Source organism: Thioclava nitratireducens, assembly GCF_001940525.2.
GTDB classification, from domain to species: Bacteria; Pseudomonadota; Alphaproteobacteria; order Rhodobacterales; family Rhodobacteraceae; genus Thioclava; species Thioclava nitratireducens.
Genome location: NZ_CP019439.1, coordinates 85,142 through 98,179, shown reverse-complemented (window position 1 = coordinate 98,179; position 13,038 = coordinate 85,142). Strand labels below are relative to the sequence as shown.

The following is a 13,038-nucleotide window of genomic DNA, read 5'->3' as shown; positions in this document are numbered from 1 at the left end:
GAATAGCTCCCTCATAGAGGCATTCTTAAGTGGGTTTGAGCTTGGCAGCAGCCCGCGACGCAATCGCTAGTGCGACGCAACAGTTGCAATGTATTACCCCAGAAACGATCGCGAACTAAGATGTTATGATTATGACGTTTCCTGCCAACACGTTCCGTCGCCAACGGTGCTGCGTTGGATAGCATAGCGCTCGCCTTTGGAGCCGGCGGCGCTAGGGGCCTCGCGCACGTTCATGTCTTGGAAGCATTCGAAGACCTTGGCGTCTTTCCCAGCATGATCGCTGGTACCTCGATCGGATCAATCATCGGATGTGCCAGATGCGCCGGAATGTCTGGCGCCGAAATCAAAGATTTCGTTCTCGACCGCGTCAGCAATCGGCGACGGCTTCTCCGCGATTTATTCCGGACGCGGCCAGCCAACCTGGAGACGTTTTTCGAGGAAGGTGGCTTACGGATCGCGGAGCTCAATCTGGAACGCATTCTTGGTGTCATTCTGCCACCTGAATTGCCACCACGGTTCGAAGACCTGAAGATCCCTCTGAAGATTGCCGCTACGGATTATTTTGAACAATCGACCACGGTATTCGAGACCGGACAGCTGCTGCCGGCGATGGCTGCGTCTTCGGCGATCCCAGCAGTTTTTCTGCCGGTAGAGTTTGGCGGGCATTTCTATATTGACGGCAGCGCGACGAAGCCGTGCCCGCTGGACCTCGTTCAGAGCATGGCTGATCACGTCGTCGCCGTCGATGTCTCGGGCGGCACACAGGGCCAGGCGTTTGGGCGACCACACAAGATCGATGCTGTCTACGCTTCCAACCAGTTGATGCAGATGTCCATCGTGAAGCATACGGTCGCAAAATTTCCCGAAACTTTATTGCTGCGCCCGCCGGTGGACACCTTTCGTTCGCTCGATTTCTTGCACGCACGGCAAATACTGGAGGAGACGAAGCCGCTTCGCGAGAAAGCCAAGGTTGAAATCAGTCGTTTGCTGGGCGGTCCGCCTAGAGATAGCCGCAAAAAATTAACATAAACTTCATTATGCGCCGACATACTTAGTGTTGTGATAGTATATTATCGTATGTATGCTGAACTCTATCACAGAGGGTCCTCAGCATGCGTCATCTACTCAAGAAACTCCTCCCCTCGGTCGCAGTCGCTTTGACTGTGACAAGTTCTTCGCTGCCGATGCCCGCCCGCGCGCAGACATACCCGATCGATTGCGCGATCCTCCTGTGCCTTTCTGGTGGCTGGCCTGCTTCCGTGCCATGCGCCAGAGCCCGCGCCGAATTCATCCGACGCATTACGCCTTGGCCGGTGGAACCCCCGCTTCAAATCTGGCGCTGTCCCATGGGCGCGTCCTTTGAGACCGCTCCAGCAGCAAACAGTATAGACCGCATCTTTGAAGCGTTCTTCCAGAACAACAGCACTGGACCGCGCCAATCCTTTCCAGCGTGCGATACCGCAGACCCAATTGCGGCCGCTTGGCGCACCCCAGAAGCCCCAGGCTACCTTGTTCCCGCCGACCAGGCCCTCCGGCTCGTTCAAGATCGCGCCGACATCGATATCAGCGGACCTGAGTTCAACTTCGTGCGGTCTATCCGGGTCTTTGATGTCCGGTATGCGCGACAGCACGAATCCGGACGTGACGGCGACTGCAATCGTAGCGCCACCGTGGTCCTCGGCACATACGGAACCCAAGGCGACTTCGCCTGGCAGAGATCTTCCATCACAGCCCTACCCTCCGCCCATATCGGCCTCGAACGCTGGGGCCAGAATTGCCCCAGCATCTATCACCGTTCCGTCTTCGTCGACTGGCGTGACTATGAAGGGAACTACGGCTTTGAGCAGGTGAACTATTAGCGCCCACAAAGACAGCGTTGGCAATCAGCCGTATTGACCTAAGTGCTCCAAGTCACTCGATTACCGGTCGTTCGCTGCTGTAGATGCCAAGGTCTGGAGAGCGGACAAAGCCGCCCTTCCTCACGACTTCTCGAAGGTCTACTGTTGGCTACACATGATCAACACTTTACCCCAACGGTGCGCTAGATGGCTGACATCACACAAAAGGAAATTACGAAGGCGAACCGCGCTGCATGGAACGCTTCAGCACCTTTGCACGGTGAAGGGAAACACTGGGAGCAGCTTCTTGAAAATGCGGCCCATCCCGGCTTTTCGGTACTCGACCCGTTTCTGACGGCCACGCTGGAAGGGCTTGACCTCAAGGGCAAGTCTGCTGTGCAAATTGGCTGCAACAACGCCCGTGAGTTGATTTCCTTGGCCTCACTGGGAATCCTGCCCGAAATGGGTATCGACCAAGCGAGCGGCTTCCTCGCCCAAGCCAAGAAACTCGCAGACGCCGCTGGCCTCGACCTGCGCCTTCTTGAGGCGGACATTTACGAACTGCCTTCGGATGTCGGCCAGTTTGACCTTGCCCTCATTACCATAGGCGTTCTTAATTGGATGCCGGACTTGTCGGAGTTCTTCCGTATTACATCCGGGCTGCTCGCACCGGGCGGGCGGCTTGTTATCTACGAAACGCATCCGTTTATGGAGGTCTTTGATCCAGCAAGTTCCACACCGTTTGAGCCTGCCTTCAGCTATTTTGAGCGGCAGCCACAGACGGTGACCGAAGCAATCACCTATGACGGCGAAGACCACGGCGAGGGTGAAACGGGTTACTGGTTTATTCACCCGCTCGGCGAGATCATCACCGCGTGTGCCCAGTCTGGGCTCGGCATCATTGAACTGAGAGAATACGGGCACACCATTCGCGAGCCGAAGTATGACATTTACGAGGGACGCAGTGCTCAAATTCCAATGAGCTATTGTCTCGTAGCTCGAAAGGTATCCAGCCCCCAGGGTCGATAGCTGCCATTTGATCGCTGCGCAGCATTCGAAACTTTGGGCTCAGAGTCCGCATTCGCTGCGTGCTGCCCCAATGTCTGGTATGCTGGCATACCCTATCCATTAGTATGAACTGGCGGCTACCTGAGAAGCCTATTTGCTGTCGCCGCTTCCGATCCGCTTCAAACCGTCGAAGTCAATTTCCTGTTTCTGTTCCGCAGTGAGATCCGGCCGGATTTCCGACACCGGCTGGGGCCCGTGGACGTCCCACATCACCGCATGCCCGCCTGTACTCCAGCGATAAACCCAACCAACAATGCTGTACCCATCGGTCCCGATCAGATTGGCGATCGCGACGCCCTCACCTTTATCATCGTTCACTGTTTACTGACTTCCTGCACTGAGGCTCTGATATTGCAGCGTGACGAACTGTGGTGCTCGCCTGCACCGCATGCCGCGCTTGGGGGATGTTGGCTAACCGCTCTTTCTTGAGGAGCTCACTTCACTTGGGGACGCACAAAGCGGAGCGTCCCAAAATTACTTTTCTGTCAAATCTTGTGGTCGGGCTCCGTGGCGGCTTCGACGATCGACAGGACTTCATTTTTGTCAAAGCCAATGACCCTCGCCAGAACCGTGAACTCCACGACGTCGATACGACGCTCCCCGCTTTCGAGACGTGCCACAAACGACTGGTGGCGTTTGAGCTTTGCCGCCAACTGCTGCTGGCTGAGACCCGCATTCTGACGTGCATCAACCAACGCACGGACGAGCGCCAACTGGCCATTTGTTCTGATTGTTTTTGCCACGCGTCACATACCTTTTGTGACGTCGCTAGCGGATGAAATCTGTTATCTAAAAAGTAGATATTTGAGGGTGTTATCGGCGTCTGGTTTTCACGGGCTGCTAGTCTGATGCTCCCGAGGCTGCCCATCAATCCCCTACCAATTGCAGAAATCGGCCATAGTCCTCGCTGACTTCCCGCGCTTCCTCGAAAGCGCGGGCGCGTTCGCTGTCAAGGCAACGGAAGTAGCTCTGGATATCCTGGATGTAATTTTCGAAATCGCCGCGGATGATAGCCGCATAGTCCCGTGCGGCCTGCGAATCACTAGGCAGGAAGGGGCGGGGCGGGGCGAAGCAGGATTCCGCCAAAACCGGCCCGGGAACGCAGATCAGAAGGGCCAGAGCTTGCAATGGGAGCAGGCATATCAACCTCGGGTTTCTCAAACCTGTTATCTCCTTGATCGCGGACACTGGCCGAGACTAGTGTTTGCGTGACCAAACTACAGCCAAAGCATGATATTACATCTTGCGGTTGATAATATACTATCGTAACTCTGGGCTTCAAGTGGGAATGCCTAGGGTCGCGCCATTGGAGAAAGCGTGAGCCGGGCCATGAACTGGGACATCGAAGCACCAAATGTGGTTACGGAAGCCAGGTTCCGCGAACTCGTGGAAAGCGGCTATAGCGCTGAAATCCTGTGTCAGGAATCGGCACACAAGAAAGGCCCCAGTTATTACGGGGTCTGGATCATGCGGGTTGTCTCTGATGATGGGGTGGAAAAGCTCCTCGTCACCGCCCGTACACGGACGACCTATAACGACATCAAGATCCGCGAGTTCAAGACGATCTCCGGCGTGGTGTCATTCTTCATTGGTCTTGGTTTTGCGCATGTCGACCTGCCGCTTGAGGCGGGGACAAGCCGTACGCACAAACTCGCCCCACCAGACAAAGCCCCATCAGAAGAGGGCACTGGCAGCTAGCCTCGTCTGTCTCTGGCTGGTCACAGCGCCAGCTTCAGCGCAAATGGTCCTGGTCATGGAGAGCGACGGCTCTCTGACGCCGTCCCGCTCCCAAAGCAGCTTTGCTCGAAACTACAATGACGGGATTGGTCAGGGTTCGGCCTCCGATGGGATCGCAATTTTCGGCGAGGTAGAGGACGAGCAAGAGGGCGTCCAAGTTGCGGCCCTTGCCCGCCTGACTCCCCTGCCCCGCGCCGATGTTCTCTCTGGGATTCAGACCACGGCCTTGCGCTATGCCGGCCATCCGGGCCTGCGTCGCGCGGGGCTTTCCGTGACCGATTGGCTGGCTCTCTATCGGGCCAATATCGAGGTTGAGAGCGCCTATCGCCAGGATGCGATCTCGAGCGCGGGCGCTATAGGCCTTGGCCAGCTGATGCCCGCCACTGCCCGTGATCTCGGCGTTGACCCGCGTGACCCGCTGCAGAACCTCGACGGGGCCGCCCGCTACCTCGCGATGATGTTGGACACGTTTGGCGATCCACGCCTTGCCCTCGCAGCCTACAACGCCGGACCCGATGCGGTCCACCAGTACGGCGGCATTCCCCCCTACCGAGAAACCCAGAACCACGTGGCCCGCGTCATGGCTGTCGTGGCCCGATTGGAAGGATCAAATTCATGAGACAGATTTCAAACCTCTTTGTCGCCTCACTGGCGCTTTTCCTGCTCATTGCCGAGCCCGCCCTTGCCCAAAGCATCGATCTCTCCCCGATCCAAAGCTTGTTGCAGGGCATTGTCGATGCTCTAACCGGCCCGCTCGGCGTCGTGATCGCCACACTCGCGGTCCTTGGCGTTTTCTTGAGCTGGTTCTTCAATATCATCGATCTGCGTCAGGCGCTCTGGGTCCTCGTCGGGATCGCTGGTGTTGCGGCCGCTCCCACCATCGTCGCCGCGGTTTTCGCCGGTGGCTGAGCGCTCGCCTCTCTTTCTGGGCCTCGTGCGCCCGCCGAAGCTTCTGGGCCTGCCCATCATGTACGCGATGGTCTGGCTTTTCGGCTCGGTGCTCTTGTTCGTCTGGGTCCAGCACCTTGCGGTGCTGGGCGTGGCCGCCCTGCTCTACCCGGTTCTCTGGAAGGCCGCGGACTGGGATCCGCGTTTCATCGACGTGATGATGACGGCGCTGCAGGAAACCCCGCCCACGCGGAACCGCTCCATCCACGGCGGGGACAGCTATGCCCCGTGATGCTGCGCTCGATCCCCGCACGATGACACCGGAGTGGTATGCGCGCGAGACCCGCCTCGCGCATATGTTGCCCTATGTGAGCTTAGTTGATGACCAGACCGTGCGGACCCGGGTCAACGAGCTTTTCCAGTGCATCCGGCTCGACGGGGTCAATAGCTACACGACCGATGACGCCTATCTCGACAAGGTGACCGCGCTCTTTGCCCGGATCATTGCGCAATTGGGGCCGGAGTTCAGCTATTACGTCCATAAAGTCTCGAAGGCGATCACGCCGGACCTCGAGCCGCTGCGCGAGGACAGTTTCGCGGGAGAAGTCGACCGGCTCTGGCGCAAGAAGCTAGAGACCAGCGGGCTGCGCGACAAGACGCTCACCCTTACGATCATCCATCGCCCGCCTCCAAAAAGCGTCCTGCCATTCCTGAACCGCAGCGCGCCGGATCGCCTCAAAGAAGCAACCGAGAAGCGCCTGCGCCGTCTGGGCGAGGCCGTGAGTGTCTTCCTGTCAGGCCTGACGGAGCTGAATCCGCGCGTACTAACCGCCAAAAGCGGCGAGTTGATCGGGTTTCTGGGGGCGCTCAACACGGGAACGGAACTGCCGCTCTATCCGGCAAACACCTACGGCTTCCTGTCCTTCAACATCGCCAATACCCGGGTGACGTTTCACGGAGATCACTTCGAGCTATCCGAAGGCGTCGTGGGACATCGCTACGGCAAGAGTTTCACCATCGGGGAATATTCCGAGGCCACCTCCTGCACCATGTTCGACATGCTGAACCTGCCTGTCGACATGATCGTCACGCACTCCTTCACGCCGATCAATTCGAACCTCATGGCGGGTCGCATCAAACGGCAAAAGCGCCAGATGCAGGCTTCGCAGGACGCGGCCCTGTCGCTCATGGAAGCCCTCGACATTGCTGCCGATGATCTCGAGGCCAAGCGCCAAAGCTTCGGCGAGCACCATATGGTCGTGACCATCTTCTGCGACACGCTGGACGAGTTGCAATCCCTCAGCGCCGAGATCGTCAACGCCGCCGCCGCCGAAGGCGTGAAGATGATCGGCGAGCGGGTCGCCGCCAAAGCACATTACCTCAGCCAACATCCTGGCAACCAGCCCAAGCGCGTGCGCGCAAGTGCCATCACCAATCGCAACTTCGCGGATTTCGCGGCGTTTCATCGGACCCAGCTCGGCAAACCGGCGAAGAAAACACCCTGGGGCAAGGTCATCACCTATCTGCCCACGCCCGAACAAAGCGCCTATCGTTTCTCCTATCACGAGCAAGGCAGCCCCGACAAAGAACCCACCAGCGGGCATACACTGATAATGGGGCGGCCCGGATCGGGCAAATCGGTGCTGTCGGCCTTTCTCATGACACAAGCCCGTCGAGCAGGTGCGCGGATCTTCGTCTTCGATTACCGTCTCGGTATGGAGATGGCGGTCCGTGCCAATGGCGGGCGCTACGCGTCTTTGAAAGCTGGGCAACCCACAGGGCTCAATCCTCTTTGGACGGAAACCGATAGTCGCGGCACAGCATGGCTCTCGGATTGGCTCGCCACCCTGCTCTACCGTGCCGACAAGCCACTCACTCCGGCCCAGACCAACCGCATCCAGGAGGTCGTGCGTCAGAACGCGCAGGCCACGAACCCCGCCCTGCGCAACTGGCAGGATTTTGCATCGCTCTTTGTCTCCACCGACGATGGTGGCGATTTGCACCAGCGCCTTCTCGAGTGGACCGAAGAGGGCCGCTACGGCTGGATCTTCGGACAAACGCTGGAAGACACCTTCTCTCTGGAAGGCGATGTCGTTGGCTTCGATCTCACCGGCATTCTCGACAGCGAGGCCGAGAAAGAACGCATGGCCGTCCTCTCCTATCTCTTCCGCCGGGTCGAGCGCGAGATCGAGGATCGCCGTCCCACGATCATCGTCATCGACGAGGCCTGGAAGGCGCTCGACAACGCGTATTTCGCCGAGCGGCTGTCGAACTGGCTCGTGACCGCGCGCAAGCAGAACACCGTCGCGGTGATGATGACGCAATACGCGAGCCAGCTCGAACGCACCCGGACCGGCAAGACCATCGTCGAGGCGGTGCCGACGCAGATCCTGCTCCCGAACATCCGCGCCCATGCCGCCGATTACGCGATGCTGAACCTCTATGAGAAGGAACTCGATGTGCTTCTCAACACCGGCAGCGACAGCCGCCTTGCGCTCATCCGCGACGACCAGGGCTCGATCGTCGTCGATGCCGATCTGAGCGCCCTCGGGCCCAATCTCACCATCCTCGGCGGCATGGAAAAAGGCGAGACTCTCGTCGGTGCCGACTACCGCGACCGCCCAGACTTTTGGAGGCTTTCATGATTCGTACTCTGTTTCTTCTCACCGCGCTCGGCGCTTTGGCCTCCTGCGCCCAGTACCAGGAACCGCAGGCGAACTGCTTCACCTTCCTGGCCTCGACAGCACCCACAGCACCTGATTGCAGCTTCACGCCCCTTGGCACGCCGGAGGGTGACGTTGAAGTCTAGGCTGCCTCATATCCTGGCCCTTTGCCTGCTGCCCGGTCTTGGCGCCGCCCAAGGCGTGCCGACCAATGACAGCGGGCTGACCGCGCGTGACATCGTCGAGACCAGCGATCGCGAGGCCGACCTCGCGGTCCAGGCCGACAAGCTTGCCGCGCGCGAACTCATTGCCGAGATCGAACGCGAGCAACTCGAGACCTTGCAACGCATCCTCGATGCCCAAACCAGCTTCGGCGGTCAGGGTTTGCCGGCCATGGTCTCCGGGCTGGAAAGTGGCAGTGGGGATCCGGCCCGTTCCGCCGAGGCCGTCTATGGCAATGCTGAGATTGATCCCAACCCCGGCGGCGCGCAGATGTTCGGGGACGCCTCCGAAAACATCGAGCAACTCATCATCCGCGTCGCTCAGGAAACCAGCGGTTTCGCGGGCGTGGGCCGCGCGGGCCTCTCCCCCGTTCAATGGCGCGCGTTGTTGCAGGCGCTCATCTGGCAGGAAAGCCGCTTCACCATCGGTGCGCGGTCGCCTGTCGGGGCCTTTGGCCTCACCCAGATCATGCCCGGCACGGCCAGCGATCTCGGGATCAACCCGGAATATTATGACAGCCCCTACCTGCAGGTGCATGGCGGCGCGCGGTATCTGGCGGCCCAGCTCAACACCTTTGACGGCAATATCATCAACGCCCTCGCGGCCTACAACGCCGGACCCGGTCGCGTGTTCGAATATGGGGGCGTACCACCCTTCCGCGAGACGCAGCACTACGTCCAGGTCATCCCCGAACGCTACAATCTCTATCTGAGCCGCATCGGCGGGATCGAAGCGCTCGGTACGATCGACCCCGCGCTTCTGGCAAATGCGAACCTTTCGATGACCGGGCATGGCGCGGCTTTCTATGGCAACAACTCGCCGGCCGCGATCAGGCAAGCTGCCCTGCGTATCCAAGACATCGTCACGCGGATTTCCGCGACGGAAGACGTGCAGGAAAGCGTCGCGCTCAACACCTATGCCCGCGCCGAACTCGTGCGTCTCGTCGCGGCCCGCATCCGGCTACAGGCGGCGCGGACCCGCGTACTCTCGGCCGAAGAGCTGGCACAGGCCAGCGCCCGCATGGCCGAGGGCGCGTTCATGGAATTCACGATCAGGGAGATAGACTGATGAGAGATTTACTCTTGAGAACGGCCTTGGCCACGACGCTTGGGATTAGCCTGTATGTCTGCACCCTGTCCCCTGCCCTTGCGCAAGGCGTGCCCGTCGTCGATACCCAGAACATCGCGCAAAACATCCAGCAGCTCCGGCAGATGATCGAAGACGAGATCCTGCAAAACGAGCAGCTGACGCAGCTACGCGAACAGCTTGCGACACTCACGGACCAACTCGCGGAGCTGCAAAGAACCTATGAAGCACTTACCCGCCTTGCCGAACTTCCCGAGATTATCCGCACCGAGATGGAGGACGAGCTGAACGGCCTGCTCGACCAGGAGTTCGGCGATATCATCGCCACGATTGAGGCGATCAAGACCGGAGACTTCTCTGGCCTGTCGGGCTCCGGCGCGGGCGAGATCGAAACACAGATGGACCGGGTGCTGGCCGATCTCGGCTTTGATGACGATACCCTCACGGAAATGGCCACCAGCGGAAATCCCGGGGCCAACCGCGTGGCGACGCAGGCCACAACCGGCGCGCTCGTCTCGGCCGCTGCCCAGAACAGCTACGAGGACGCGGGCCAATCGCTGGAACGCGTCGACCGGTTGGTCGGGCTGATCGATGACATGGACGAACTGAAGGAAAGTATCGATCTCAACACGCGGGTGACGGCGGAGCTGGCAATTGCCCTCGTCGCCATGTGGCAGCTTGAGGCCGTGCAAACCGTGGGTGACGGCACAGGCGGCGTGATTGATGCCGCCACAATCGCCGAAGAACAGCGCTTCATGGATTTCACCTTGCCGGACCTTCGGGCCGAGTAATCGTGGGGGCATGAATGGTGGCGAGTGAACAAGAAATCATCGAGGAAGAACTGGTCTACGGTGCCTTGCGCCGCGAACGGCTCTGGCAACGCCTTGGCCTGACGGGCCTTGTCTTCGGTGTCATCGGCTGTCTGAGCGCCGCGGCGGTCTCGATCCTCGATGTCGACCCGCCCCCCGTCGTTGTTCCCTATGATCCCGCCACCGGCTTTGCACTCCCCGAAGCCTCGGTCGGCGCCTCCTCGGTGACCGCCAACCAGGCGATCATCGAGGCGGAAGTGTTCCGCTATGTGACCGACCGGGAGGTCTACAACCAGCTCGACAACGATCTGCGCATCCGCAACGTCCTGCGCCGCTCGGACGGAGCTGCCGAGAGCGGGCTGCGCCAGATCTGGAACAGCGCCAATGAGAACTACCCGCCGACGGTCTATGGCCCCAATGCGCGGCTCGACGTGGAGATCCTCAGCATAAACCGGATCGGAACCAACCGCGCGACGGTCCGCCTGCGCAAGCGCCTGACATCTATCAACGGCGTCCAAACCGGGCTTTTCACCGCCACGCTTCTCTTCGAGTTCCGCCCCGAGACCCGCCGCTCCATCGATGAGGTCTGGACCAACCCCTTCGGCTTCACGGTCCTCGAATATTCCATCCGCTCCGACAGATTGGAGAATTGAATTTGTTCCCTGCTCGACTTTTCATATTGCTGATTGCCCTGTTGCCCGGCCTTGCTTTCGCCGAAGCCATCCCGCGTGGCGGGCCCAATGACAATCGGGTGCGGCTGGCAACATATCAAGAAGGTCAAGTCTACCGCCTCAGCGTGTCGCTCACCCATGTGACCACGGTCGAGTTCGGGGAAGGCGAGAGCATCCGCTCGATCATTGCGGGCGACACGGAAGGCTTCGAGATCGACGGCGTACCCGGCGGTCAGGCCTTCGCGATCAAGCCGGTGGCGCGCGGGGTGCATACCAATGTGACCGTCTACACGAACAGGCGCAGTTATTACTTCAACGTCCAAGAGACCCGCAGTCCGACCTTTTACGTGGTCCAGTTCCGCTACCCCGAAGACAATACGCGGCCCACACGTGCCATCGCGGCCCAAGCGCCGAACTATAATTACGGTGCCAGCGCGCGGACCGAGTTCACCCCCACCCGTGTCTGGGATGACGGGACGTTTACGTATTTCGAATTTCCGCGGAACGCGCCGGTGCCTGCGATCTTCCGCTACGCGAATGGCCGAGAACGGACGGTCAACACACAAGCCACCGAGGACGGCGTGATCCGGGTTTCAGGCGTGAACCGACAATGGGTGCTGCGGATCGGGGAGGAGGTGGTCTGCATCGAGGCCACACCACCTGCGGGGGTAGGCTCATGAGCGATACTGGAAACGCAGACCTCGAGAAACGCCTCGCTGCTCTAGAACAAGGCAAGGGCGCAGGGTCACCCCCTGCCCCACGGCGCGCACCAATGCTCGCACTGGTCGTTGTCCTCGCGATCGGGGCGGGTGGTTCACTGCTCTATCTCCTGTCCCAACCCGAGGAAGAAGAAGCCCTGCCCACGGCCACGCCGGACGTGTTCCAGAACGAAGGCGACGGGTTTGGCGCGATCGAAACCCTCCCCCCACCCGAGCCCGAAGTCGTTCTGGTCGCACCGGAACCGGTGGAACCGAACGCCGAGCTTTTGGCGCAACTCGCCGCCCTTCAGGCCCAGATCGAGGAATTGCGCAACGCCCCCGAACCGGTGGTCGAGGAAGACACGGCTGCCGCCGAAGCCATCGATGCGCTGACCGCGCAGATCGCGGCGCTGCAAGCCGCCTCGGAAGCCGCACAGCAGCAATTCCGAGACGAACTCACTGCCCGTGATCGGGAGTTGGAGCAAATCCGTATGGACCTCGAACTTGCGCAGCTCGAGGCGAACCGCCCGCTTCCGGCACCCGTCGGTCCTACCGAGGACGAATTGCGCGCGCGGGAGGAAGAACGGCTCCGCCGCGAGGAAGAGGCACGGCGGCTGGCAGAACTTGAACGCCGCGCGGCGGAGGAACGCGCCTTCCAGGAGCGGCGCATCGCCTCGCCCACTATCGCCTTTGGTGGTACCTCGGGTGCGAATGAGACGGCTCTGACCGAACGGACCTTTGGGGAAGTGACGGATTTCGTTCTGAATGGCGCGCTGCCCAATTCGGTGACACAGGCAGAAGTCATCGCCAACCCGTCCAACACCATCATTCAGGGTACAATGATCCAGGCCGTCATGGAAACCGCCCTCGACAGTTCCCTACCCGGCCAGACCCGTGCCGTCGTTTCCGAAGATGTCTACAGCGTCGACGGCTCTCGTCTCCTGATCCCGCGCGGGTCCCGTCTCATCGGGCGCTATCGCTCTGGCGTCGATATCGCGCAGCGCCGGGTCACCATCGCCTGGGACCGGATCATCCTGCCCGACAACCAGACGATCCAGATCAGCTCTTTCGGGGGTGACGAATTGGGCCGCTCCGGCGTGACCGGCTTTGTCGACACGCGCTTCGATGAGCGTTTCGGCTCAGCGGCGTTGATATCGCTGATCTCCGCCGCGCCAAGCGCTGCCGCTGCAAACGTCCAGGATGAGACCACCGCGGACGTGCTCGAAGACGTGGGCGATGATCTTGCCGATGCCACGGACAGCGTGATTGGCGACTATCTCTCCATCGGCCCCGTTATCTATGTCGACCAGGGCGCGCGCGTCACGGTGATGGTCGACCGCGATCTGGAGATTTTCTGA

Annotated in this window: 17 protein-coding genes; 14 read left to right on the top strand and 3 right to left on the bottom strand. The window is 60.2% G+C overall.

The annotated features are described in order from the left end of the window. Positions 1-174 precede the first annotated feature (174 nt). The 3 genes from BMG03_RS20430 (at position 175) to BMG03_RS20420 (ending at position 2,867) form a co-directional block, all read left to right on the top strand. Complete coding sequence (locus BMG03_RS20430; protein WP_075777184.1) at positions 175-1,029, top strand: patatin-like phospholipase family protein; 855 nt, start codon at positions 175-177, stop codon at positions 1,027-1,029. A gap of 83 nt (positions 1,030-1,112) precedes the next feature. After that, entirely contained in the window at positions 1,113-1,859 is a 747-nt protein-coding gene (locus BMG03_RS20425; RefSeq protein ID WP_244271044.1) for a hypothetical protein, read from the top strand. A 186-nt stretch (positions 1,860-2,045) separates the two neighbouring features. After that, positions 2,046-2,867, top strand: a complete 822-nt coding sequence (locus BMG03_RS20420) for a class I SAM-dependent methyltransferase (RefSeq protein ID WP_075777186.1) — start codon at positions 2,046-2,048, stop codon at positions 2,865-2,867. Positions 2,868-2,996: 129 nt separating this feature from the next. Here the strand turns inward: BMG03_RS20420 and BMG03_RS20415 are convergent, their stop codons facing one another. The 3 genes from BMG03_RS20415 to BMG03_RS20405 form a co-directional block, all read right to left on the bottom strand. Continuing rightward, entirely contained in the window at positions 2,997-3,224 is a 228-nt protein-coding gene (locus tag BMG03_RS20415) for a hypothetical protein (RefSeq protein ID WP_075777187.1), read from the bottom strand. A 167-nt stretch (positions 3,225-3,391) separates the two neighbouring features. Next, a complete protein-coding gene (locus tag BMG03_RS20410) occupies positions 3,392-3,649 on the bottom strand; it encodes a helix-turn-helix domain-containing protein (RefSeq protein ID WP_068241761.1) in 258 nt (85 codons plus the stop codon). A 124-nt stretch (positions 3,650-3,773) separates the two neighbouring features. Continuing rightward, the gene (locus BMG03_RS20405; protein ID WP_317963157.1) at positions 3,774-4,025 is read right to left on the bottom strand and encodes a hypothetical protein; all 252 of its coding nucleotides are present in this window, start codon (positions 4,023-4,025) and stop codon (positions 3,774-3,776) included. Positions 4,026-4,235: 210 nt separating this feature from the next. Here BMG03_RS20405 and BMG03_RS20400 point away from each other — a divergent pair, with 210 nt between their 5' ends. From BMG03_RS20400 to BMG03_RS20355, 11 genes are read left to right on the top strand one after another with little or no spacing between them, the layout of a single operon-like run. Continuing rightward, positions 4,236-4,604, top strand: a complete 369-nt coding sequence (locus tag BMG03_RS20400; RefSeq protein WP_075777188.1) for a hypothetical protein — start codon at positions 4,236-4,238, stop codon at positions 4,602-4,604. A 43-nt stretch (positions 4,605-4,647) separates the two neighbouring features. Continuing rightward, positions 4,648-5,262, top strand: coding sequence for a lytic transglycosylase domain-containing protein (locus BMG03_RS20395; RefSeq protein WP_075777189.1), 615 nt, complete (start codon positions 4,648-4,650; stop codon positions 5,260-5,262). Further along, complete coding sequence (locus BMG03_RS20390; RefSeq protein ID WP_012187323.1) at positions 5,259-5,552, top strand: TrbC/VirB2 family protein; 294 nt, start codon at positions 5,259-5,261, stop codon at positions 5,550-5,552. The genes BMG03_RS20395 and BMG03_RS20390 overlap by 4 nt, the downstream gene beginning before the upstream one ends. Further along, positions 5,545-5,823: a VirB3 family type IV secretion system protein gene (locus BMG03_RS20385; RefSeq protein ID WP_075777190.1), complete on the top strand. Its 279-nt coding sequence runs from the start codon at positions 5,545-5,547 to the stop codon at positions 5,821-5,823. Before BMG03_RS20390 ends, BMG03_RS20385 begins: the two co-directional genes overlap by 8 nt. Further along, positions 5,813-8,176 carry a VirB4 family type IV secretion/conjugal transfer ATPase gene (locus BMG03_RS20380; RefSeq protein WP_075777191.1) on the top strand — a complete coding sequence of 788 codons (2,364 nt, stop codon included), beginning with the start codon at positions 5,813-5,815 and terminating at the stop codon, positions 8,174-8,176. The genes BMG03_RS20385 and BMG03_RS20380 overlap by 11 nt, the downstream gene beginning before the upstream one ends. After that, the gene (locus BMG03_RS20915) at positions 8,173-8,340 is read left to right on the top strand and encodes a hypothetical protein (RefSeq protein ID WP_167733416.1); all 168 of its coding nucleotides are present in this window, start codon (positions 8,173-8,175) and stop codon (positions 8,338-8,340) included. The genes BMG03_RS20380 and BMG03_RS20915 overlap by 4 nt, the downstream gene beginning before the upstream one ends. 55 nt (positions 8,341-8,395) lie before the next feature. Beyond that, positions 8,396-9,484 (top strand): lytic transglycosylase domain-containing protein, encoded by a 1,089-nt coding sequence (locus BMG03_RS20375; RefSeq protein WP_075777240.1) that lies wholly within the window; start codon positions 8,396-8,398, stop codon positions 9,482-9,484. Next, positions 9,484-10,293 carry a type IV secretion system protein gene (locus BMG03_RS20370; protein WP_075777192.1) on the top strand — a complete coding sequence of 270 codons (810 nt, stop codon included), beginning with the start codon at positions 9,484-9,486 and terminating at the stop codon, positions 10,291-10,293. The genes BMG03_RS20375 and BMG03_RS20370 overlap by 1 nt, the downstream gene beginning before the upstream one ends. A 14-nt stretch (positions 10,294-10,307) precedes the next feature. Then, a complete protein-coding gene (locus BMG03_RS20365; protein ID WP_075777193.1) occupies positions 10,308-10,964 on the top strand; it encodes a VirB8 family type IV secretion system protein in 657 nt (218 codons plus the stop codon). Positions 10,965-10,966: 2 nt separating this feature from the next. After that, positions 10,967-11,662, top strand: coding sequence for a TrbG/VirB9 family P-type conjugative transfer protein (locus BMG03_RS20360; protein ID WP_075777194.1), 696 nt, complete (start codon positions 10,967-10,969; stop codon positions 11,660-11,662). Further along, a complete protein-coding gene (locus tag BMG03_RS20355) occupies positions 11,659-13,038 on the top strand; it encodes a TraB/TrbI/VirB10 family type IV secretion system protein (RefSeq protein WP_075777195.1) in 1,380 nt (459 codons plus the stop codon). The genes BMG03_RS20360 and BMG03_RS20355 overlap by 4 nt, the downstream gene beginning before the upstream one ends.

Coding starts and splice junctions, on each gene's coding strand:
- BMG03_RS20425 (WP_244271044.1), top strand. CDS start 1,113: ATGCGTCATCTACTCAAGAAACTCCTCCCCTCGGTCGCAGTCGCTTTG.
- BMG03_RS20420 (WP_075777186.1), top strand. CDS start 2,046: ATGGCTGACATCACACAAAAGGAAATTACGAAGGCGAACCGCGCTGCA.
- BMG03_RS20400 (WP_075777188.1), top strand. CDS start 4,236: ATGAACTGGGACATCGAAGCACCAAATGTGGTTACGGAAGCCAGGTTC.
- BMG03_RS20395 (WP_075777189.1), top strand. CDS start 4,648: ATGGTCCTGGTCATGGAGAGCGACGGCTCTCTGACGCCGTCCCGCTCC.
- BMG03_RS20390 (WP_012187323.1), top strand. CDS start 5,259: ATGAGACAGATTTCAAACCTCTTTGTCGCCTCACTGGCGCTTTTCCTG.
- BMG03_RS20380 (WP_075777191.1), top strand. CDS start 5,813: ATGCCCCGTGATGCTGCGCTCGATCCCCGCACGATGACACCGGAGTGG.
- BMG03_RS20915 (WP_167733416.1), top strand. CDS start 8,173: ATGATTCGTACTCTGTTTCTTCTCACCGCGCTCGGCGCTTTGGCCTCC.
- BMG03_RS20370 (WP_075777192.1), top strand. CDS start 9,484: ATGAGAGATTTACTCTTGAGAACGGCCTTGGCCACGACGCTTGGGATT.
- BMG03_RS20365 (WP_075777193.1), top strand. CDS start 10,308: ATGGTGGCGAGTGAACAAGAAATCATCGAGGAAGAACTGGTCTACGGT.
- BMG03_RS20355 (WP_075777195.1), top strand. CDS start 11,659: ATGAGCGATACTGGAAACGCAGACCTCGAGAAACGCCTCGCTGCTCTA.